At 73.0% G+C, this 21,936-nt stretch carries 20 protein-coding genes; 4 read left to right on the top strand and 16 right to left on the bottom strand.

Features of this window, described 5'->3' with window-relative positions; translation table 11 throughout:
- The first annotated feature begins 113 nt into the window (after positions 1-113).
- Together ACFXKG_RS09060 and ACFXKG_RS09055 are read left to right on the top strand one after the other, a co-directional pair.
- Positions 114-1,028, top strand: coding sequence for a diacylglycerol kinase (locus ACFXKG_RS09060; protein ID WP_384834668.1), 915 nt, complete (start codon positions 114-116; stop codon positions 1,026-1,028).
- Between the two features lie 89 nt (positions 1,029-1,117).
- Positions 1,118-3,226: a hypothetical protein gene (locus tag ACFXKG_RS09055; protein ID WP_384834665.1), complete on the top strand. Its 2,109-nt coding sequence runs from the start codon at positions 1,118-1,120 to the stop codon at positions 3,224-3,226.
- Here ACFXKG_RS09055 and ACFXKG_RS09050 read toward each other — a convergent pair whose 3' ends face one another.
- The 4 genes from ACFXKG_RS09050 to ACFXKG_RS09035 all read right to left on the bottom strand — a co-directional run bounded on the left by ACFXKG_RS09050 (position 3,227) and on the right by ACFXKG_RS09035 (position 6,834).
- Positions 3,227-4,486, bottom strand: a complete 1,260-nt coding sequence (locus ACFXKG_RS09050) for a sensor histidine kinase (RefSeq protein WP_384834662.1) — start codon at positions 4,484-4,486, stop codon at positions 3,227-3,229. It lies immediately after the preceding gene.
- Positions 4,483-5,241, bottom strand: a complete 759-nt coding sequence (locus ACFXKG_RS09045) for a LuxR C-terminal-related transcriptional regulator (RefSeq protein WP_384834659.1) — start codon at positions 5,239-5,241, stop codon at positions 4,483-4,485. Before ACFXKG_RS09045 ends, ACFXKG_RS09050 begins: the two co-directional genes overlap by 4 nt.
- A 105-nt stretch (positions 5,242-5,346) precedes the next feature.
- On the bottom strand, positions 5,347-6,081 hold the full coding sequence (locus tag ACFXKG_RS09040; protein ID WP_384834656.1) for a M23 family metallopeptidase: 735 nt from the start codon (positions 6,079-6,081) through the stop codon (positions 5,347-5,349).
- A gap of 210 nt (positions 6,082-6,291) precedes the next feature.
- Positions 6,292-6,834, bottom strand: a complete 543-nt coding sequence (locus tag ACFXKG_RS09035; RefSeq protein WP_384834653.1) for a GbsR/MarR family transcriptional regulator — start codon at positions 6,832-6,834, stop codon at positions 6,292-6,294.
- 124 nt (positions 6,835-6,958) lie between these two features.
- Between ACFXKG_RS09035 and ACFXKG_RS09030 the strand changes: the two genes are divergently transcribed.
- Together ACFXKG_RS09030 and ACFXKG_RS09025 are read left to right on the top strand one after the other, a co-directional pair.
- Positions 6,959-7,942 carry an ATP-binding cassette domain-containing protein gene (locus tag ACFXKG_RS09030; RefSeq protein WP_384834650.1) on the top strand — a complete coding sequence of 328 codons (984 nt, stop codon included), beginning with the start codon at positions 6,959-6,961 and terminating at the stop codon, positions 7,940-7,942.
- Positions 7,939-9,573: an ABC transporter permease gene (locus tag ACFXKG_RS09025; RefSeq protein ID WP_384834647.1), complete on the top strand. Its 1,635-nt coding sequence runs from the start codon at positions 7,939-7,941 to the stop codon at positions 9,571-9,573. Before ACFXKG_RS09030 ends, ACFXKG_RS09025 begins: the two co-directional genes overlap by 4 nt.
- Positions 9,574-9,640: 67 nt before the next feature.
- On the opposite strand, the gene ACFXKG_RS09020 is transcribed toward ACFXKG_RS09025, so the two are convergent.
- The 12 genes from ACFXKG_RS09020 to ACFXKG_RS08965 all read right to left on the bottom strand — a co-directional run bounded on the left by ACFXKG_RS09020 (position 9,641) and on the right by ACFXKG_RS08965 (position 21,932).
- Positions 9,641-10,207 (bottom strand): Uma2 family endonuclease, encoded by a 567-nt coding sequence (locus tag ACFXKG_RS09020; RefSeq protein ID WP_384834644.1) that lies wholly within the window; start codon positions 10,205-10,207, stop codon positions 9,641-9,643.
- A 140-nt stretch (positions 10,208-10,347) separates the two neighbouring features.
- Positions 10,348-11,019, bottom strand: coding sequence for a response regulator (locus tag ACFXKG_RS09015; RefSeq protein WP_384834641.1), 672 nt, complete (start codon positions 11,017-11,019; stop codon positions 10,348-10,350).
- Positions 11,016-12,329: a sensor histidine kinase gene (locus tag ACFXKG_RS09010; protein WP_384834638.1), complete on the bottom strand. Its 1,314-nt coding sequence runs from the start codon at positions 12,327-12,329 to the stop codon at positions 11,016-11,018. Before ACFXKG_RS09010 ends, ACFXKG_RS09015 begins: the two co-directional genes overlap by 4 nt.
- 189 nt (positions 12,330-12,518) lie before the next feature.
- On the bottom strand, positions 12,519-13,415 hold the full coding sequence (locus tag ACFXKG_RS09005) for an alpha/beta hydrolase (protein ID WP_384834635.1): 897 nt from the start codon (positions 13,413-13,415) through the stop codon (positions 12,519-12,521).
- Between the two features lie 77 nt (positions 13,416-13,492).
- A complete protein-coding gene (kynU, locus tag ACFXKG_RS09000; protein WP_384834632.1) occupies positions 13,493-14,827 on the bottom strand; it encodes a kynureninase in 1,335 nt (444 codons plus the stop codon).
- Complete coding sequence (locus ACFXKG_RS08995; protein WP_365817128.1) at positions 14,820-15,665, bottom strand: tryptophan 2,3-dioxygenase family protein; 846 nt, start codon at positions 15,663-15,665, stop codon at positions 14,820-14,822. The genes kynU and ACFXKG_RS08995 overlap by 8 nt, the downstream gene beginning before the upstream one ends.
- A 205-nt stretch (positions 15,666-15,870) precedes the next feature.
- Positions 15,871-16,668, bottom strand: a complete 798-nt coding sequence (locus ACFXKG_RS08990; protein WP_384834629.1) for a DUF3152 domain-containing protein — start codon at positions 16,666-16,668, stop codon at positions 15,871-15,873.
- A gap of 478 nt (positions 16,669-17,146) precedes the next feature.
- A complete protein-coding gene (locus ACFXKG_RS08985; protein WP_384834626.1) occupies positions 17,147-17,560 on the bottom strand; it encodes a DUF3151 domain-containing protein in 414 nt (137 codons plus the stop codon).
- A 109-nt stretch (positions 17,561-17,669) separates the two neighbouring features.
- Positions 17,670-19,142, bottom strand: a complete 1,473-nt coding sequence (locus ACFXKG_RS08980) for an MFS transporter (protein ID WP_384834623.1) — start codon at positions 19,140-19,142, stop codon at positions 17,670-17,672.
- 110 nt (positions 19,143-19,252) lie between these two features.
- Positions 19,253-20,284, bottom strand: coding sequence for a class II fructose-bisphosphate aldolase (gene fbaA / locus ACFXKG_RS08975; protein WP_384834620.1), 1,032 nt, complete (start codon positions 20,282-20,284; stop codon positions 19,253-19,255).
- Between the two features lie 226 nt (positions 20,285-20,510).
- Positions 20,511-21,047, bottom strand: coding sequence for an orotate phosphoribosyltransferase (gene pyrE, locus ACFXKG_RS08970; RefSeq protein ID WP_365817139.1), 537 nt, complete (start codon positions 21,045-21,047; stop codon positions 20,511-20,513).
- Positions 21,048-21,110: 63 nt separating this feature from the next.
- On the bottom strand, positions 21,111-21,932 hold the full coding sequence (locus ACFXKG_RS08965; RefSeq protein ID WP_384834617.1) for an aldose 1-epimerase: 822 nt from the start codon (positions 21,930-21,932) through the stop codon (positions 21,111-21,113).
- Between the last annotated feature and the right edge of the window lie 4 nt (positions 21,933-21,936).

The following is a 21,936-nucleotide window of genomic DNA, read 5'->3' as shown; positions in this document are numbered from 1 at the left end:
CGTTGTACGACACAGACCTGACCGTCGAACCGGATGCCCCGGAATAGACGAAGCCCCTGGCGCAATAGCGCAAGGGGCTCTTGCACAAAGATGCTACCCGAGGAAGGACCGAGGTGTCGGCTCCGGAGCCCGCCGAGAACGGCGCGCAGCAGCTTCTGGTGGTCATCGACCCGGTGGCAGGCCGGACCGACGGCGAATCGGTGCGGATCGCGAGAGACGTGCTCAGCGGGGGCGCGGCGGTCAAGCTCTGCTTCCCGGAAGGCCCCGACGAGCTGGCGCGGGCGCTGGCCCGGCGCGGCAGCCGGCGCCCCGTGCTGGTGGGCGACGACCGGGCGCTGCTGCGGATGGTCTCGCTGCTCCACCGGGAACGCGAGCTGACCGCGGGCGCGCTCTCGCTGGTGCCGGTGGGCGCCTCCGTGGAGCTGGCGCGTTCGCTGGGCGTGCCCATAGGCGCGGTGGCGGCGGCGCGGGCGGTGCTGGACGGCGCGGTGCGCAGGCTGGACCTGCTGGTCGACGACAGCGACGGGGTCGTGCTGGGCGATCTCCGTATCCCGGCCCTCCCCGCGCGTCCGGGGGCGGGCGGCGCGGCCCGGGAACCGGACGGTGGCGCGGGGGTCGCGCCCGCAGTCGCCTCGGTCTGGCACACCTGCCGCTCCCTGGTCCGTACGCTCGTCCGCCCCGTCCCGCACGCCCTCGCGGTGCACACGCACCGGCTGCGCGTGGAGGCGGACGGTGTCGTGCTGAGCGATCTGGACGAACCGGTCGAGGCGGTGACCGTACGGTCGCGCGGCGGCCGGGCGGAGGTGGTGATCCGGACACAGGGCGCGGCGGAACCGGTCAGGGCGAGCGCCCTCTCCGTCACGGTCTCCGGCGCGGACTTCCGCTACCGCGCGGACGCCCGCGTCGCCGGTCCGGTCCGTACGCGGACCTGGACGCTCCGGCCGGGGGCCTGGGGGCTGACCCTGCCCGCCGGCGCGGGCGGCGGTCCCGCGGTGGCGGGGGCGTACGCGGGGCCCGGCGGCGGCTGACACCTTTCTCCGCCGGGGGGTGCGGCTTCTCCCTGGTCAGCGGGACGGTTACCCTCAGCGTCCGATCAACGCCCGGGGGGACAAAACGCATGCACGGCACGTACGGCACCGCAGCCCGGAGACCCGGGCCCGGCGGAGGCGAGGACAGGGACGGGGACGGGGACGGGGTCGAGGGCGGGGCACCGAGGGCGGCCGTCGCCCTCGACCTCCCCGACACCGCGGAGGCCCTGACCCGCTACCGCGCCCGCTCCGGCACCTGGACGCGCGGCGGGCTCGCGCTGCTGGCCGGCGTCGTGGTCGTCGCGCTGGCCGCGCAAGGCCGCGGAATGACCTGGCCGCAGGAGGTGCTGCCGTCCGTGTGCGGCCTCGCCCTCTTCGCGACCGGGCTCGGCGTGGGCGCCCGTCGGCTCGCCCGCCGGATGGGGCACCGCCTGGCGGGGGCGCCGTGGACGGCCTGCGCCGCGGTCTCCGTACCGCGCGGGCTGCACGCGGGGACGGTGGTGCTGCGTGACCCGGTCACGGGTGATCTGTGGCCGATGGCCGTGGTCGCCGTGCAGCAGCGTTACCAGCTCGTCGAGCCGGGCCCCGGCGGCGTGCTGTGGTGGTGCGGCGATCCGCGGACCGGCGGGGTGATCGCGCCGCCGGGCGGCGCGGAGCTGGTCTGGACGCGGGCGGTACGGGGGGAACGGGCGCGGCTCAGGAACGTACGGGCGGCGGCGGAGCACGGTCTGCTGGACCGGCCGGTTCCGCGGCAGCCACAGCCGGCCCCCCGGCGGTACGGGCGGTACGGGTCCGGCGCCGCCGCGCCATCCGGTGCGGCGGGCGCCGCCGCACCGTCCGCCGCCACACCCGCCCGACCCGCACCGCCCGTACCGCCGGAATCGTCCCCCGCGGATTCGGCCTTTCTCGCGCTCACCGCCGCCGTCCGCCACCGGGGCGTCTTCCGCTGGGTGCTGCTCGTCGGTGTGATCGCGCTCGGCGTGGGCATCGCCTCCTTCGAAGCCTCGATGAAGGACCCGCAGATCGAGCTCACCGTGATCGACGAGCGCTCCGACGGTGTCTGCGCCGTGCGGTGGACCGAGCCGTGGAGCGGCGCGGAACGCCGGGGCACGTACCACTGCGACCCGGACCGCGATCCGCTCCTCGACGACTGGGAGACGGGGTGGCTGGTCTCGTACGGCCCGTGGAAGGGCGAACTGTACGACGCCGAGGAGCGCGGCACGATCGCCAACGACGTGAACGGCGCGGTGTTCCTGGCCGGGGCCGCGCTCACCCTCACCGGTCTGGCCGGCGGCGGCCTCCGGCTGTGGCGGTGGCGGCGGAGCCAGGAGGGGAGCGGCGGCACAACCGTGGGCAGCGGCGGGATCGTCGGCGGCGCCGGGGCCGGGATGGCGGGCGGCGGCCGGGCGCCCCTGCCGTCCTCGCTGCCCTCGCCGTCGGCGCCTGCCCTGCGGCCGCGCCCGCCCGTCAGCCTCGCCAAGGTCACCGATCACCTGGCCCGCGCGGACCGCCGCGCGGCGGTCGCCTTCACGTACGCGGCCCTGGCCGCCGAGGCGCGCAGTGCGCCCCTCCCCCGGCCCGGTGGCCGGTACCGCCCCGACCTCGACATCCGGGCGGTGCGGTGGTGGCGGGTGCGGACGCTGCGTGAGCTGAGTTCGCTGACCGCCGTCCTCCAGAGCCTCGGCGTGGCGGCGGGGGTCGGGGTGCTGTGGCTGATCCCGGGCGACGAGATGCCGTGGCTGACCCTGCTGGTGGGCGGCTTCTGCGCGGCGGCGGGGGTGACCGCGCTGGGCCGGCTGGTGTGGCGGGGCGTGCCCACGGTGCACACGCTCGTCCGGGCGGCCCTCGCGCCGGTGCCCGTGCCCAAGCGGTACGTCCTCCTGAACGATCCGTACGGCGCGGGCCCTGTGCTGCTGTTCTTCCCGGCCCACGGCGGTGACGACGACCTGCCGGAGGCGCTGCTCGGCGTACTGCCGCCCGGTACCGCCCGCCGGCCGTGGCTCGGGCTGCCCGCCCCCACCGGGGAGGCGGAGCTGCGCGGCTGGCTGGACCCGTCCCCGGCGGTCGTGCCGTGGATCGAGGGCCGGGCGCTGTGGCCCCGGCACCCGTACGAGGAGATCAACCCGAACGACCCCGGGATCCGTACCTACCTGGAGCTGCTGGCCCCCAACGTCACCGCCGCGGACGACAGGCCCTAGCTAGAGCCTGTGGCGAGGCTCGGCGGCCATGGGCGCCAGGGGGACACGCATCTCCACGTACGTACCCGCCCCGGGAGCCGAGTCGATGACCGCCCGGCCGCCGACGCCCGCCACCCGGTCCCGTACGGAGCCGTCGAGCCCCGAGCCGGGCGCGAGCGTCGCCGGGTCGAAGCCGGTGCCGTTGTCGAGGACACTGACCAGGACGGCGCCTCCGGCACGTTCCGCGCGGACGACCGCACGCGCGGTGCCGGCGTGCTTGACCACGTTCGTCAGGGCCTCGCGCACCGCCTCGACAAGGGCTTCGGCGACCTCCTCGGGCAGGGCCGCCGACGCGGCACGCTCCGACGCGCTGCGCAGCTGGGCCGTGTGCACCTCCACCGTCAGGCCGATCCTGGCCATGTCCTCGGCGAGCCGGGCGAGGCCGCTCGCGAGGTCACCGTTGCCGGTGGCGGGGCGTTCACCCCGTACGAAACCCCGCAGCCAGACGGCCTCGGCCCGGACATGCGCGTGCAGTCCCGGATCGGTGATCCACGGCTCGCGGGCGAGGGTCTCCAGGGTCTGGAGCACCCGGTCGTGCAACAGACGTGCGTGCCGCACGCGTTCGCGCTCGGCCGCGAGTTCCGCCTCCTTCGCCATGGCGGTGTCCGTCGCGCGGTCGAGTTCGCGGCCGGTACGGCGCAGCGTCCTGGCCACCGCCCAGGCGATCCCCGCGTTGGCCAGGTAGGGAACGCTGTTGGGGGCGGCGTTCCAGGCCGGTTCGCCGAGCTGGGTCACCGCCGTGACGGCGTACGCGGCGGCCGGCAGGGCTGCCAGCGCGAGTACGGAGGCCAGCCGGGTGAGGACGAGCCCGAACCCGATGCTGGCCAACAGGCTGAACGGATAGACGAAGTAGGCCCAGGTGTGGCCGTGCGTACGGTCCGCGAGCCCGCCGCCCACGACCAGGACCGCCGCCATGACGGCCGCGTCGGCGGCCACCAGCACCCGTGGCGGGACCCGGCGCAGCCGCAGGCCCGCCGCGATCAGCGCGAGACTCTCGCCGAAAACGAACACGCACAACGACACCCCCGCCCAAAGAGGTTGGTAGTAGGGGAAGGTGGCGACGGCTCCGATCACCACCTGTAACAGCCCGCCCAGGCGGAACAGGACGTACGCCCGCAGCACCACCCGCTCGCCGCGCAGCGCTCCGGCGGTCGCCGCCGGGCCGCTGGCTCCGCCCGTCGTCCCTGTCGTCCCCGTACTTCCCGGCGGCCCCGTCGTCACTTCGGAGCCGTGTCCTTGCGCGCGTCCGCGCTCTCGCTCTCGCTCTCGCGCGCGCTCAGCCGCGCCATCGCCGCCCGCGTCAACTCTGCCTTGTTGCCCACCTGGAGCTTTGCCCGGATCCGCTCGACGTACGTGTCGACCGTGGTCTTGCGTACGCCGAGCCTCGTCGCGATCTGCGCGTGGGTGAAGCCGCGCGCCACATAACTCAGCGTCTCCTCCTCCCGGGCGGACAGCCGTGGGCCGACGGCGCCGGTCCCGGGCCCCGGGTCCCTGCGGGTCAGTTCGGCCTGGAGGATGTCGGCGAGTTCGGCCGACATCGAGAAGCCGCCCGCGGCCACGGTCTCCACCGCCGCGACGAAGAGCTCCGCGCTGCAGTGCTTGGTGACGTAGCCGCTGGCTCCGGCCCGTATGGCGCCGAGTACGTCGGCGGGCAGTCCGGAGGCGGACATCACCAGGACGCGGGTGGCGGCGGACAGGGCGGCGACCGCGTCCAGCGCGGGCGTGCCGCCGTCGAGATAGAGGTCGAGGACGACGACATCCGGTGCGCCGACGGCCGCGAGTGCCTCCTCCAGTTCGCGGAGCGAGCCGACGGACGCGGTCGTCGTGACGGAAGAGTCGGGCAGGGCGCCGAGGATGTGGGCGATGCCGTGACGGGCGACGGGATGGTCGTCCACCACCGCGACGGTAATCATGGGGGACCCCTCGGCGGCCGAAAAGTCGGTGGCGTCGTTGCCGGTGACGCGTTCGGCGGCCATTGTGTCCTGTCTTTCCGGCGTACGGAAGACACGCCGGCCGGGCTCCGCCCCGAGGGGAGCGGCGGAACCCGGCCGACGCGTCCGAGCGCGCCGATCGCGACGGGGTCAGTAACAGACCTGCTGGCCCTTGTTGACGTAGTCGTAGTAGCCGCCGCCGCAGCCGAGATGGAACAGGCGCCGGGGCTGGGCGCTCTGGCCTCCGTACACCCCGCCCGCCCCGGTGAGCTTGGCGTTGTACATGAGCGAGAAGTGCAGGTGCGGGGCGAAGCCACCGGTGCCGCCCACCAGTCCGATGACGGTCGCGTCGGTGATCTTCTGCCCCTTGCCGACCAGGATCCGGCTGAGGTGGCAGACCACGCTCCAATAGCCGCCGCCGTGGTCGACGACGATGTACTGGCCGCAGGTCTCCCAGCCCGGAGGTGCCCAGCCCGCGTACAGGACGGTGCCGGGGCCGCCGGGCGCGAGAACCTCGTCGCCCTCCCGCATGCCCAGGTCCAGTGCGTAGTACTGGTTCATGCTGGAGGCGGTGTTGCAATTGACGTGGTAACCCTCGCCGTAGTGGCTGCCGTTCTGCATGGCGTAACCGGCGCCGCCGTTGGCCTTGTACGTCAACGGGGTCTGCAGGAACTTGCTCGTCGGCCAGTCGACACAGCCGCCGACCGCCGCGGGCGCGGCGGGTGCGCCGGGTGCGCCGGGTGCCGCGACCGCCGAACCCGCTGTCACCGCCGCGACCGCGCCCGGTGCGGCGAACGTGGTGAGCAGGGCGAACGCGGCTGCCACGGCCACGGCGAATCTGCGCGAGCGGGACCGCGAACCGGGCCTGGGCATGGACCTGGGCATGGACCTGCGCCTGGGCATGGGCATGGGCCGTGGGATACCCATCGGACCTCCTGGTGATCGTCCGTCGTCGGAGTTCCCGAGCGTGGCAGCGCCACGGAGGGCGGGGGCAGCGAGCGCGGTGTCGTCCATTCACACCACAAGTGGTGTGGTGCGACCGGCTGTACCGATCACGGGCGTTGCTGACCGAGAGGTCTTGGTCAACACTCCCGGCTAGTCGTCCCGCGCCGCCTTTCCGCCCGCCCCCGCCGTAGCCACCCCTGCCGCCTCCGCCCTGCGCTGCTCCTGGAGCGTCCGCCAGCGGTTCATCATCGTCGCCAGCTCCGCCTGCAGGAACTCGAAGAACTCGACCGTCTCCGCCAGCCGCGCCCCCGCCGGGGTGTCGCGCCCCAGCGATTCCGCCCCCTCGCGCAGGGCGTTCTCCCAGCGCGTGAGCGTCGCGTCGCGCTGCGCGAACGTCGTGTACCAGACGTCGTCGTGCACCCGGTAGCGGTCCCGCCGGGAGCCCGGGTCGCGCTCCCGGCCGGCCAGCCCCACCTGGACGAGGTAGCGGATCGCGCCCGACACCGCCGCCGGGCTGATGCCGAGCCGCTCGCTCAGCTCCGCGGAGGTCAGGGAGGCGTCGTCCGCGGAGACGAGGGCGGCGAAGACCCGCGAGGCCGTCCGCTGCATACCCGACTCGGTCATCACGGCCGCGAACCGCTCGACGAAGCGGGTCACCGCTTCCGGGTCCCGCGACGGGCTGTTCTCGTTCATCGCCTGCTCGTCTCCCCTGCTGTCCTCTGCGTGCGGGTCCGGCCCCCGTGTCCCGATCTTAACCCGATCCTTTTTACGCTTCCTTAACTTCACAACTTTGTGAAAGTAGCGTACGTTCCGAAGCATGACGAAGGCAATCAGCGTCGCCGGACTTCACAAGTCGTTCGGCCGGACGCACGCGCTGGACGGCCTCGACCTCGCCGTCGAGACCGGCGAGGTCCACGGCTTCCTCGGCCCCAACGGAGCCGGAAAGTCCACCACCATCCGGGTCCTCCTCGGACTCCTGCGCGCCGACTCCGGCGCGGCCCAGCTCCTCGGCCGGGACCCGTGGCGGGACGCGGTCGAGCTGCACCGGCGCGTGGCGTACGTCCCCGGCGACGTGACCCTGTGGCGCAACCTCTCCGGCGGCGAGGTCATCGACCTGTACGGACGGCTCCGCGGCGGGAACCTGGACGCGCGGCGGCGGGCCGCGCTCGTCGAGCGGTTCGAACTCGACCCGACCAAGAAGGGGCGTACGTACTCCAAGGGCAACCGCCAGAAGGTCGCCCTGGTCGCGGCGTTCGCCTCGGACGTGGAGCTGCTGATCCTCGACGAGCCGACCTCGGGGCTCGACCCGCTGATGGAGGAGGTCTTCCAGAGCTGTGTCGCCGAGGAGCGCGACCGGGGCAGGACCGTCCTCCTCTCCAGCCATGTGCTGAGCGAGGTCGAGGCGCTGTGCGACCGGGTGTCCATCATCCGCAAGGGCGCGACCGTCGAGACGGGCTCGCTGGCGGAGCTGCGCCACCTGACCCGTACGAGCGTGAGCGCGGAGCTGGCGGGGCCGCCCGCCGGGCTGGACCGGCTGCCCGGGGTGCACGGCCTCGACGTCCAGGGGACGCGGGTACGGCTCCAGGTCGAGACCGACAAGCTCGACGCCGTGCTCCGGTCCCTGTCCGGCGCCGGGATCCGCTCCCTGAGCAGTACGCCGCCGACGCTGGAGGAACTGTTCCTCCGCCACTACGCCGCGGACGGCGCAGGCCCGGCGAACGGGTCCGGCGGGTCCGACAGGTCCGGCGGGTCCGGCACCGGGTTCGGCACCGGCACCGGCGAGAAGCGGGTGGCGTCATGACCGCCGGGCTCGCCACCGGCGCCCCGCGCGCCCTGCCCGTGGCTCGTACCGGCGGCTCCCGGCAGCTCGCCGGTACGGGCCCGCTGCTCCGGCTCGCCCTGCGCCGCGACCGGGTCATGCTCCCCGTCTGGGTGATCGTCCTCGGCGGCTCCTTCATGTCCGTCGCCCGCTCCCTCGACTCCGTGGCCGGCACGGCGGCCGAACGCGCCGATCTCGCGCGCTCCCTGGGGGCCAACGGCTCCCTGCGCGCCCTGTACGGGCCGGTCTTCAGCGACTCGATCGGCGGGCTCACCGCCCTGCGGATGACGGCGTTCGGCACCGCGCTCGCCGCCGTGCTGAGCCTGACCCTCGTCGTACGGCACACCCGGGAGGAAGAGGAGACCGGCCGCCAGGAGATGCTCTCCGCCGCGATGGTCGGACGCCGGGCCCCGCTGACCGCCGCACTGCTCACGGCGCTGATCGCCCATACCGCGCTGGCGGTGGTGATCACGGCGGGGCTGGCCGGGGCGACCGGCGACACCACCGGTTCACTGGCGCTCGGCCTCGCGGTCGCCGGGGTCGGCATGCTCTTCGCGTGCACCGCCGCGATCGCCGCGCAGATCACCGAGAACGCGCGGCTCGCGAAGGGCCTCACGGCCGCGGTCATCGGCGCCGCGTTCGTCCTCAAGGCGGCGGGCGACGCCGCCACCGCCGACGGCTCCTCCGTACTGACCTGGCTCTCCCCGCTGGGCTGGGCCGAGCACGTACGCGCCTACGCGGACGAGCGGTGGTGGGTGCTGCTCGTGCTCCTCGCCGCCGTCGCCGTGCAGGCGGTGCTCGCGTACGTCCTCGCCGGACGGCGCGACATCGGGATGAGCTTCCTGCCCACGCGGCCGGGCCCGGCGGCGGGCCGGCTCGCCACGGCGGGCGGACTGGCGTGGCGGCTCCAGCGCGGGAGCGTGGCCGGCTGGGGCGCGGGGTTCCTGGTCAGCGGGATCATGTTCGGCGGGATCACGGACGGTGCGGCCGAACTGGTCGGCGACAACGAGCGGACCCGCGAGATCATCCAGCGCATGGGCGGCGAACAGGGGCTGACGGAGGCGTTCCTCGCCGCGATGGTGAGCCTGCTCGGCATGGTGGCCGCGCTGTACGCGGTCTCCTCCGTGCTCCGGCTGGGCACCGAGGAGACGGGCGGCCGGGCCGAACCGGTCCTCGCGGGCGCGGTGGGCCGGCTCCGCTGGGCCGCGGGCCATCTGCTGATCGCCTTCGGCGGCGCCGTACTGATCATGCTGCTCGGCGGGGTGGGCCTGTTCCTCGGGTACGGCCACGACCTGCCCGGGATCCTCGGCGCCTCGCTCGTCCAACTGCCCGCGATCTGGCTGCTGGGCGCGGTGGCGGTGCTGCTGTACGGGGTCGTCCCGAGGGCGGCGGTGGCCGCGTGGGCGGCGAGCGGCCTGGCACTGGCGCTCGGCTGGCTCGGCCCGGCGCTCGGCCTCTCGCAGGCGGTGATGAATCTGTCGCCCTTCGGCCACCTCACGAAGCTGCCGGGCGCGGAGATGGCGTGGCCGCCGGTGCTCGTGCTGACGGGGCTGTCGGTGGCACTGGTGGCGGCGGGACTGGCGGGGCTGCGGCGGCGGGATGTGCAGACCTGAGCCGGGCTCGTGTGGCCTGGCGGGCCGGTTCCGTCCACACCCTGTGGACGGAACCGGCCCGCGCACGTCAACGGACGTACTGTTTCAGTTCCTCGGTGTCAAGCTCAATTGCGACAGGGTCGGGGAGCACGAGCTTCCGGCCGAACTTCACGGTGCACTCCGCGCGGTAGCCACCGAGGTTCAGGTCCGGCTCGCTGAACACCGTCACCGTACGGGCCGCACGGTCAATGATGAGATGGAGCGGGATTCCCGTGGAGGCGTAGACGGAGGGCCTCTCCTCGCGGTCCCGCCGATTGCTGCCGACGTCGTACGCGGTGATCTCTGCAGTCATCAGCACACCTTCGGGAGCGGCCCATTCTCCCTGCCCCGCGAAGTTCCCGGCGGGCGCGAGCGTCCCGTCCGGTCGGGCGCGCCCCTCTCGGTCCTTGCCCACCTTCAGTCCCAGGAGGCGACCATGCAGTCCCCACCCGGGCCTCTCCGTCATGCAGCGCCTCGCGAGCCACTCCTGGATCGTGGCGTGATCCCCGTCCGGAAGGACCTTGTCCCTCAACCGCCCGTTGATGAACTCCAGCGTGAACGCTTCGGAGTCCACCTCTGCGAACTTGGCGATCCGTTCGAAGTCCTCGATCGTCACGTGAAAATCCGACGGGCGTGTACGTACCACCATGGCGTCCTCTCGGGTCCGGGTCCGGATGGGCATCAGCCTGCTGGGCGCGAACCCCTCGCGACGCGACTTACCGTGTCGGCCACCCGTTCGAGTGATCGCCGGTCACCTCACCCCGGCGTCACCAGCCGCGCCTCGTACGCGAACACCGCCGCCTGCGTCCGGTCGCGCAGCCCCAGCTTCACCAGGATCCGGCTCACGTGCGTCTTGATCGTGGACTCCGCGACCACCAGGTGCGCCGCGATCTCCGCGTTCGACAGGCCCTGCGCGATCAGCACCAGGACCTCCGTCTCGCGCTCGGTGAGCTCCCCGATCCGGGCCATCGCCGGGCCGCGCGGAGTGTCCGCGAGCTTGGAGAACTCGGTGATCAGGCGGCGGGTGACCGTCGGCGCCAGCAGCGCCTCGCCGGACGCCACCACCCGTACCCCGTCCGCGAGCTGCCGCGCCGAGGCGTCCTTCAGGAGGAAGCCGGAGGCGCCGGCGCGCAGCGCCTGGTACACGTACTCGTCCAGGTCGAACGTGGTCAGGACCAGCACCTTCGCGTCGGCGTCGGCCGCGACGATCTCGCGGGTCGCCTCGATGCCGTTCAGCTCGGGCATCCGGATGTCCATCAGGACGACGTCGGGGCGGAGCACCGCGACCTGCCGGACCGCCTCGCGGCCGTTGACCGCCTCGCCGATCACCTCGATGTCCGGCATCGCGTTCAGCAGCACGGAGAAGCCCTCGCGGACCATCACCTGATCGTCGACGATCAGCACCCTGATGGTGTTGCCGCTGGTCATGACGCGTCCCCGTCCCGGGCGCCGGCCACCGGAATGAAGGCCGCGACCTCGTACCCGCCGTCCTCCGTGAGGTCCGCGGTCATCTCACCGTTCAGCATCGTGACACGCTCCCGCATGCCCGTGACCCCGTGCCCCGCCCCCGGCGACGGCTTGACCAGGCCCCGCGGCGGCGTGTTGACGATCCGCAGGCCCAGGCCGCCGAGCACGTACGCGATCTCGACGCGCGCGGTCGACCCGGGGGCGTGGCGCAGCACGTTGCTCAGGGCCTCCTGGACGATCCGGTACGCCGACAGCTCCACGCCCTGCGGCAGCTCGCGCACCGCTCCGGTGACCGTCTTCTCCACGGTGAGACCGGCCTCGCGGACATTGCCGATGAGCCCGTCGAGCTCGGCGAGCGTGGGCTGCGGGGCGTCCGGCGCCTCGTAGTCGTCGGCCCGTACGACACCGAGGATGCGGCGCAGCTCGGTCAGGGCGGCGACGGCGTTCTCACGGATCGTGACGAACGCCTGCTCCAGCTCGGGCGGCGGGTTCTCCACCCGGTACGGGGCGGCTTCGGCCTGGATGGCGACCACCGACATGTGGTGGGCGACCACATCGTGCAGCTCGCGGGCGATGGTGGTGCGCTCCTCCAGCAGTGTGCGCCGGCCCCGCTCGACGGCGGTGACGCTCAGCTGCTCGGCGACCTCCTGATCCGCCCTGCGGCGGATCTGCCACATGCTCACGGCCAGCAGGACGACCGCGGAGGTGAAGAGCATCGGGAGGGCGGTGGAGGAGCCGCCGCCGTAGCGGGACAGGAAGAACTGCGAGAACACCGCGAACCCGGCGGTCATCACCCACATCCAGGCGGCGGTGCGCGGGCCGGTACGGATGGCCGCCACCGTCAGCACGGCGAGGTATCCGGCGAAGGTCTGGGGCGTCCAGGGCCAGTCGTAATAGCTGAAGGGGCTGAAGACACTGACGGAGACATTGACGAGGAGACTGACCCCCAGCGCCAGCCACCAGGCGGCGACGGGCCTGACCAGCGTGAGCAGGACCGGGAAGACCGGTAGGAGGGTGCGCGGGTCACGGTCCTCGATGGCCAGGGCGAACATCACCAGTGCCACGCCGACGATCAGGGCGTGCGGCGTCCAGCCCGCGAACGCGTGTATCCGCCCGGGCAGCCGCCGCGTGAACCGGCCGTCCGTACGCATGGGCGGCAACGGGCGGTAGGCGAAGGCGTCCTGGATGAGCGCCTGGCGCAGGCCGCCGAACGCGCCCACGGCCAGGTGGAACTCGTTGTCCCGGGGCTTCCCGGATGGGGTTTCGGTCACTCCCCCAAGGTAGGGGGAGGGCAGGACCGGGTCGTCAGCACGGAAGCGGATCCTTCCCCGTCCGTCCCAGGTACTACGAGGTGACGAGGTGACGAGGTGACGGGGTGACGGGGTGACGGGTGGTCGCCGCGCGTGCTCACCGCGCAGGACAGGGGTGCTCACCACGCGAGCTGCGCGTGCCGGGACCGCTCACCACGCGAGCTGGGCGATCTCCTCCGCGACCACCGCGCACGCGTCCGCCGACGGGTCCACGAGCGGGAAGTGCCCGACGTCCTCCAGCAGCGTCAGCCCGACCAGCTCGCCGGCCCGGCCCGCCGCCTCCACGTACGCCTCGGCGACCTCGTACGGAACGGTGAGGTCCGTACGGCCCTGCACCACCGTCGTCGCGATCCCCGTCGGCAGCAGCGCGGCCGGGTCCGCGCTCTCCCTGCGCAGCTTGAACTCCGCTTCACCGCCGAGGAGCTGGAGCACGGCCCCGCCGCACACCGCCAGCTCGACGGCGCGTACGAGGTCCGCGATCGGCGCCAGCGCGACGACCCCGCGCAGCGGCGGCGGCTCCGCCAGCCGCCAGGGCGAGCCCTCCGGCAGCACATGGCGGGACGCCGCCCAGAGCGCGAGGTGGCCGCCCGCGGAGTGCCCCGTCACCACCGTGCGCCGCACGTCGGCCTGCGGCAGCGCGGCCTCGGCGAGCGCCGGGAGGGCGTCGAGCGCGGCGGCCACGTCGTCGAACGTCTCGGGCCAGCGCCCCGCCACCGGCCCACCGCCCCCGTTCGTACCGGCGTTCCCCTCAGGAGCGTCCCCGCGCCGGTACTCGACATTGGCGACGGCGAACCCGCGCCGTGCCAGGAAGTCCGCGAACGGGGTGAGGTGTTGCCGGTCGTACGGCGCGCGCCACGCGCCGCCGTGCAGGACGACGACGAGCGGCACCCGCTCCTGACCGCCCCGGGGGGCGTAGAAGTCGATCACCTGATCAGGGTGTTCACCGTACGCGGCGGTGGCATCGGGCCGGACGACCGGACGGGTGAGGACCGCTTCGGTCTCTGCGGCGTCGCGAGCGACAGCGTCGTGCGCGGCGGGGTCCGGCATCTTGCGCCAACCTTTCGGTACGGGGGCCGAATTGACCTGATCAGCGGGACGCTATCAGCCCCATGGGGCGTCGGCCGTCACCGATCACCCGGCGGCTCCTCACCCGGTACCCCGGCCAGCACGTCACCGAGTACCCGCGCCGCCCGTTCCGCGTCGGCGAAGCCCACGTACAGCGGGGTGAAACCGAAGCGCAGCAGGTCCGGCCTGCGCAGGTCCCCGACCACCCCGCGGGCGATCAGCGCCTCCATCACCGCGGGCGCCTCCGGGCACCGCAGGGCGACCTGGCTGCCGCGCTCCGCGTGCGCGGCGGGGGTCGGTGAACTCACCCTGCCCGGTGGGACGTACGCCGTGACGCACTCCAGGAAGAAGTCGGTCAGCGCCAGGCTCTTGGCCCGGACGTCCGCCATCCGTACGGACTCCCAGACGTCGAGCGCCGCGTCCAGCGCCAGCATGGAGAGAATGTCGGGGGTGCCGACCCGGCCCCGTACCGCGCCGTCCGCCGCCACGAAGCCGGGAGCCATCGCGAACGGGTCGGCATGCGCGTTCCACCCCGGCAGCGGGGAGTCGAAGCGGGCCTGATGACGTTCGGCGACATAGAGGAAGGCCGGCGAACCGGGCCCGCCGTTCAGGTACTTGTACGTGCAGCCCACCGCGAGGTCGACGCCGTGCTCGTCCAGCCCGACCGGCAGGGCGCCCGCGCTGTGGCACAGGTCCCACACGGCGAGCGCCCCGGCCGCGTGCGCGGCGGCGGTGATCCCGGGCAGGTCGTGGAGGCGTCCCGTACGGAAGTCGACGTGGTTGACGAGCACGGCGGCGGTACGGGGCCCCAGCGCGCCGGGCAGCTCGGCCGGGTCGAACGGCACGATCCGCCGGCCGGTCATCCGGGCGGCGGACCGCGCGATGTAGCCGTCCGTGGGGAAGGTCGTGGCGTCGACCAGCAGCTCCGTACGTTGCTGGCGCTCCTGACCCCCGTCCCCGTCGGCGAGGCGTACGGCGGCCACCACCGCCTTGAAGACATTGACGCTGGTGGAGTCCCCGACCACGATCTGCCCGGGACCGGCGCCGACGAGCGGGGCTATCCGGTCACCGATCCGCTCGGGCGCGGTCCACCAGCCGCCCTCGGTCCAGGAGCGAATGCCCAGCTCGCCCCATTGACGGGTCATCACGTCGCGGATCCGCTCCGGGACATGGCGGGGCAGCGCGCCCAGCGAGTTCCCGTCGAGATAGACGGATCCCTCGTTGAGGGCGAACAGTCCGCGCAGCGGGGCGAGTCCGTCGGCGGCGTCGAGCGCGGCGGCCCGGGCGACCAGGTCCGGCGAGGCGGCCGACGCCGAAGACTCCGTTGCCGGCTCCGTTGCCGGCTCCGTTGTCAGCTCCGATGTCGACCCGGACGTCTTCAGTGGCTCAGACATGGCTGCGCGCCGTCCACAGCTCGGGGAACACGTTCTTGGTGGCCCGTTTCTCCAGCCAGGCGACGCCCGCGGAACCGCCCGTGCCGGTCTTGGAGCCCATCGCTCGCCGGGTCGCCACCAGATGGTCGTTGCGCCAGCGCCACACCAGCTCGGCGACATCGGTCAGCGCCTCGCCGAGCCGGACGAGTTCGGCGTTCCCGTCCGGGTCGCCGTAGATCCCGGTCCAGATCTCCTCGACCTCGGGCACCGGTTCGTACCGCAGCGCGAGATCGCGGCCGAGCACCGCGTCCGGCACCGGCAGCCCGCGCCGGGCGAGGAGCCGCAGCACCTCGTCGTACAGGCTCGGCTGCTGGAGCGCCTTCTCCAGCTCGGCGTGGACGCGCGGCGCGCCCCGGTGCGGGACGAGCATCGACGCGGACTTCTCACCGAGCAGGAACTCCATGCGCCGGTACATCGCGGACTGGAAGCCGGAGCCCTCGCCGAGCGCGCCGCGGTACGCGTTGAACTGCGCGGGGGTGAGCCGGGCGAGCGGCTGCCAGGAGGCGTTGAGCGCCTCCAGTTCGTGGGCGGAGCGCCCGAGCGCGTCGATCGCGGCCTTCGTACGGTCCTCGCGCAGCGCCCGGGAGGCGGTCTCCCACTCGTGGACGATGACGGTGAACCACAGCTCCATGACCTGGGTGGTGACGAGGAAGACCATCTCGCCGGGGTCGTCGGAGCGGGGGTGCTGCAAGTGGGTGAGGACGTCCGCCTGGACGTAGTCCTCGTACGGGGTCGTCCCGGCGAAGTCCAGATTCGGAGCGTCCGAACCGGCTCCGGGGGCGTCAGGGGTGTACGACATCTCTGTCTCCTCGACAAGTGCCGGGTAGCGGTCCGCCCCTTTCCGTGGGTGGCTACGGAGCTCCGGTCCCCTCCCGGCATCATAATCCGGGTCCCCGGAGCCCGGCCCGGGCAGGCGGGCCCAGGAATTCAGCGAGCCGGGCCGTCGAGAGTCAGAAGGTCGTCGGAACTCACACGGCCGTCGGAACTCACACGGTCGTCGGGACTCAGACGGTCGGGCCGTCGACGTACGCGCCGTCCTCGTCGTACGGCCAGGGGTTGGACCGGCACCCGTCGAGCCCCTTGATCTGCTGCATCATCACCGGCGCGAGCTCGCCGGGCCCGGCGCACCCCAGATGTTGGCGGAGGCCGATCTCATGGCCGACCTCGTGGTTGATGATGAGGTGCCGGTACTCGGAGGCCGGTCCGTCGAACGTCGGAGAGCCCAGCATCCAGCGGCGCAGATTGACCACGACGCCCTCGGTGGTCTCGCAGTTCAGCTCGCCGTGGGTGTCCAGCCCCTGGGCGAGGCAGAGCCGGTCCGCCGTCGCCGGGGTGGCTATTCGGACGACGAAGTCGGCGTTGGACGAGACGAGCTGGAAGGTGCCCCGGCCGTGCGCGGCCCAGCCGCGCGAGTGGGCGAGGATCTCCTCGATCTCGGTCGCGGCGTCGGCGGCGGAGATGTCTATCCCGTCCTCCACCTGCACGCGGTAACGGCGCAGCGGCCCGGAGCCGACCGGCTCGCCCTGCGACTGGGCGGTGGTGAACGTACCCGGACCGGAGGCGGGGACCTCCGGGGTCTTCGGCTCCTTGGCGGACTCGGAGGGCTCGGGCGACTTGGAGGGCTTGGACGAGGCGTCGGACGGCGAGGCCTCCGGGTCGTCAGGGGCCGGCTTCCGTCCGGCCTCCGCCTCCTCCTCCCCGCCCGGGGAGGAGGCCGGCTGGGAGGCAGCGCCCCCTCCCCGGGGGTCCGCCTCCGCCGGAGGGCCGGGCCAGGAGGCGACGACGACCCCACCGATGATCACGACTGCGAGGCCGATCCCGGCCACCGCCAGGGGGCCGAACCGGGAACGCCCGCCCCTGCGGCCGCGGAGGCCTCGGCCACCGCCGCCACCAGGGGCGGACGCTCTGCGGCGTCCCGGACGGGTGGCGGCGCGCTTGCCCAAAACGTGTGTCTCCCTGGTCGAGCCCGGTCACGGTCGATGCCGGTTGAGGCATGCCGGTAGCGGCATGCGCTCACTTATGCGAAGGCCACGCCCTGAGAGACGGGCGGAGCCTTCGAAGGGTTCCTCTCCGAAACACTCATCGCGACTTTCAGGACACGACGTGGCTCAAAAAGATCACCCCCGCAGTGATACCGGCACCCTGAGATACGCGGCGCGGCCCGCTCCGACTCAGTCCGCGCCTACCCGGCCTCATCCGCAGCAACCGCTTCCGGAGACGTCCGGGCAGGTCAGGCACCGTCGGCACCGGCAACCGTCGTCACGCGGTGTGCGGACGCTCTCAGCCGAGGGTGTCCGCGGCGAGCGGCGAGGAGTCCCGCAGGAACGTCGCGCAGCGCTCGTACTCCGCCTCCTCGCCGATCGCCTGCGCGGCACGCGCGAGCGCGTGCAGGGCGCGCAGGAAACCGCGGTTCGGCTCGTGCTCCCACGGCACCGGGCCGTGGCCCTTCCAGCCGCTGCGCCGCAGCGCGTCGAGCCCGCGGTGGTAGCCGGTCCTGGCGTACGCGTAGGACTCGACGACCCGCCCGCCCTCGTACGCGCCGTCGGCGAGCTGCGCCCAGGCCAGCGAGGAGGTCGGGTACTTCGCGGCGACATCGGCGGGCGGCGTACCGTTCGCGAGCAGCTCACGCGGCTCGGGATCGTCGGGCAGTTCGGTGGGGGGCGGTCCCCCCAGAAGGTTTTCGTGGATACCCATGCCTACAGTCTGCCTTGCCCCTCACCCCCCGCAGCCACGGGCGTCGACCCCGGCGGCCACGGGCACCGACCCCGGCAGCCCCATCCCGCAGCCACCGGAACAGCTCCCCTCACTCCGCCCCGCCGCGCTCCCCCTGCAGGCCCTCTGACCGGCGCGCCTCCAGCGGCGGCGTCAGCCCGCAGTTGACCCGGCACTCGGGCTCCGGCCGCCGCCCGGCCGCCTCCCGCGCCGGGGACCGTACGGTCGCCCAGGCGATCAGCGCGCCCGCCACCAGCACCCCCGCGAGCATCGGCATCGCCCGCCGGAACGTGGCGTCGAACTCCGTCGCCGACCGGTACGCCTCCGGCCCCATGCCCGCCAGCAGCGGCAGCGCGGCCACCGCGATCAGCCCCGCCGCGCGGGCCGCCGCGTTGTTGATGCCACTGGCCAGCCCGGCCCGTGCGACATCGACCGAGGCGAGGACCGTCGCCGTCAGCGGGGCGACCAGCGTCACCATGCCCATCCCCAGTACCGCCACGGCCGGCAGCACATCCGTCAGGTAGTCGGCGCCCGGGCCCACGCGGAGCATCAGCAGCATGCCCACGGCACTCAGCAGCGGCCCCACCGTGAGCGGCAGCCGGGGCCCGATCCGCTGGGCCAGGGCGCCGGAGCGCGCGGAGAGCAGCAGCATCAGCACCGTTGTCGGCAGCAGGGCGGCGCCCGCGCGCAGCGCCGAATACCCGGCGACGACCTGGAGCTGGAGCGCGGCGAGGAAGAAGAAGCCGCCGAACGCCGCGTACACGCACAGCGTCACCACGTTCACCGAGGTGAACAGCCGGGACCTGAAGATCGACGGTGGCAGCATCGGATCGGCCCGGCGCCGTTCCGTCCGTACGAAGGCGATCGCGACCAGCACCCCCGCCACGCCCGGCCAGACGGTCCTCGCGATGAGCGCGTACGTGACCAGCGCCAGCGCCGCCGCGCCGAGCACCGCGCCCAGCACATCGAACTTCCCGTGCGCCGCCGGGTCCCGGGTCTCCGGTACGTGGCGCAGCGCCACCGGTACGCACACCGCGGCCAGCGGCACATTGATCAGGAACACCCAGCGCCAGCCGGGACCGTCCACCAGCCAGCCGCCGAGGAACGGCCCGACCGCCGCCCCCACACCGCCGAGCCCCGACCACACACCGACGGCCCGCGCCCGGTCGTCCGGGTGGAAGCTCGCCTGGATGATCGCGAGCGAACCCGGGACGAGCAGCGCGCCGCCCACGCCCTGGAGGGCGCGCGCCGCGATCAGGATGCCCGCGTTCGGCGCGATCCCGCACAGCAGCGACCCGAGCGCGAACCACACCACACCGATGACGAAGACGCGGCGCCGCCCGTACCGGTCCCCGAGCGACCCGCCGAGCAGGATCAGCCCGGCCAGGGTGACCATGTACGCGTTGACGGTCCACTGGAGCGCCGCGAGATCCGCGTTCAGGGAGTCCCCGATGTGCGGCAGCGCGACATTGACGACGGTGGAGTCGAGCAGGGCCATGGTCGAGCCGAGCACCGTCGTCAGAATGACCCAGCGTCCCCGGGCCGAGGACAGCCTGATGTCCATACGGGGATCATCCCCGCACCGCTCGCGGAAGGCGACCCGGCACCCGACGCACAGACGCGTCCTCCAGACGCGTCCTGCCGACGCGCCCTCCAGAAACGTCCTCGACCGGACTACTTGAGCTTGGTGCCCGTGGAGCGCAGCGCGGCGCACGCCTCGGTGACGCGCTTGGCCATGCCGGCCTCGGCCAGCTTGCCCCAGGTGCGCGGGTCGTACGTCTTCTTGGAACCGACCTCGCCGTCGACCTTCAGCACACCGTCGTAGTTGCGCAGCACGTGGTCCGCGACGGGCCGGGTGAAGGCGTACTGCGTGTCGGTGTCGAGGTTCATCTTCACGACGCCGTTCTCCAGCGCCGTGGCGATCTCCTCGGCCGTGGAGCCGGAGCCGCCGTGGAAGACGAAGTCGAACGGCTGGCTGCCGGCGGCCTTGCCGTACTTGGCGCCGACGCCGTCCTGGAGGTCCTTGAGCAGCTCGGGACGGAGCACGACATTGCCCGGCTTGTAGACGCCGTGGACATTGCCGAAGGACGCGGCCAGCAGGTAGCGACCCTTCTCGCCCAGGCCCAGGGCCTCGGCGGTCCGCAGGGCGTCATCGACGGTCGTGTACAGCTCGTCGTTGATCTCGTGGCTGACGCCGTCCTCCTCGCCGCCGGTCGGGGTGATCTCGACCTCAAGGATGATCTTGGCGGCGGCGGCCTGGGCGAGCAGTTCCTCACCGATGGCCAGGTTGTCCGCGAGGGTCTCGGCGGAGCCGTCCCACATGTGCGACTGGAAGAGCGGGTTACGGCCGGCCTTCACGCGCTCGGCGGAGATGTCGAGCAGCGGACGGACATAGCCGTCGAGCTTGTCCTTGGGGCAGTGGTCGGTGTGGAGCGCGACGGTGATGTCGTACTTGGCGGCGACGATGTGCGCGAACTCGGCGAGGGCGACCGCGCCGGTCACCATGTCCTTGTTGTACTGGCCGCCCAGGAACTCGGCACCACCGGTCGACATCTGGATGATGCCGTCACTCTCGGCCTCGGCGAAGCCGCGCAGCGCGGCGTGCAGGGTCTGGGACGAGGTCACATTGATGGCCGGGTAGGCGAACTTGCCTGCCTTCGCCCGGTCCAGCATCTCGGCGTAGACCTCGGGGGTTGCGATGGGCATCGGGCCGCTCCTTGTGATGTGCGGGTGTGAGGTGCTTGTCCCTGACCTGGGGGCGACATCGTCGTCGGCCCCATCTTTCCAGACTCTCCCGCGGCGTCCACGGCGAGTGTCGCGCGCACCCCTGTCGGCCGTTTCACGTGAAACGGCCGACAGCCGCCGTCACCGGCGGAAATCCCCAGGTGGGAGCGGTGGTTGGGAGAGGCGGGTCAGAGCCCCGGCTCGCGGGTCAGAGCCCCAGCTCGGCGAGTCCGTAGACATTGAGGTACGGCAGCCCGGCCGCCGCGACGGCCGGGGCCGCGCCGCGCTCCACGATGACGGCGACCGCGACGACCTCGCCGCCGGCCTCCCGTACCGCCTCGACGGCCGTCAGGGGCGAGCCGCCCGTGGTGGAGGTGTCCTCGACCACGAGGCAGCGCCGGCCCTTGACGTCCGTGCCCTCGATCCGGCGCTGGAGGCCGTGCGCCTTCTGCGCCTTGCGGACGACGAACGCGTCGAGCCGCTGCCCGCGCGCGGCGGAGGCGTGCAGCATCGACGTCGCCACCGGGTCGGCGCCCAGCGTCAGCCCGCCCACGCAGTCGAAGTCCAGCTCTGCGGTGGCGTCCAGCATGACCTGCCCGACCAGCGGTGCGGCATGACCGTCCAGCGTGATCCTGCGCAGGTCGATGTACCAGTCGGCCTCCTGCCCCGAGGAGAGGGTCACCTTGCCGTGCACCACGGCCTTGTCCTTGATCAGCTGGAGCAGCTCAGCCCGTACGTCACTCATGCCCATGAGCTTAGGGCCTGTCGTTTGGATCATGCCGGTCCTCCCCGCCGCCCCTCCCGGTGCTCAGAGCCGTCGCCACTGCCACGTGGTGACGATCTCCAGCGGCTCCAGCGGGGTGACCAGCCGGGGCGCGGTGTTCAGTCCGTTCGGCGGCCCCGACTGCGGCTCGACGCAGACCGCCTCGGCCTGCTCGTCGTAGATCACGGCCCACTCGGCGGGGCTCGTCACCTTGAGTTCGAGCCGGCCGGGCCAGGTCAGCGTGGCGGCCACGCCGTCCGGCATCCCGAAGCAGTCGTCCCAGGGGCCGGGGCGCGGCGGGATCCGGCGGCCGGTGGGCAGGTGGTCGGGGCCGCGCTCCTCCTGCCAGTCGGCGGCGAAGTCGAGCTTCACACCGCTCCCCTCGGCCGACCCTCCGGCCCCGCTCTCTTCGAGGGTGCGGAGGAACCACGGGTGCCAGCCCGCCTGCGCCGGGAAGGACGTGTCGTACGTCTCCACCCCGAGCCGGAGGGTCAGCGAGTCCGCGGTCAGTTCGACGACCTGCGTCACCAGTCCGCTGTACGGCCACGGCTCCACCAGGTCGTACGTGAACGCCGCCTCGCTGTCACCCACCCGCGCGGTGCGCCAGGCCGTGTCCCTGCCGGTGCCGTGGATGGCGTGCGGCGGGGAGTTCAGGGGCATCTGGTGGAGCACTCCGCCGGTGCGGAACTGCCCGTGCTCGATCCGGCCGCACCACGGCACCATCGGGAAGCAGCCGTACCGCTCCCCTTGGCGCAGCACTTCGGTCCCACCGATGCGCAGACTGCTGATCCGGCAGCCGTTCGCCGGGGTGATGGTCAACTCGGCGTCGCCCGCCGCCAGTCGGATGTTCTCTTCGCTGCTACTCACACTC

Origin of the sequence: Streptomyces sp. NPDC059255 (genome assembly GCF_042752355.1) — a bacterium.
GTDB lineage: Bacteria > Actinomycetota > Actinomycetes > Streptomycetales > Streptomycetaceae > Streptomyces.
Note: the sequence above shows the minus strand (reverse complement) of the source record. Positions and strands in the feature narration are given on the sequence as shown.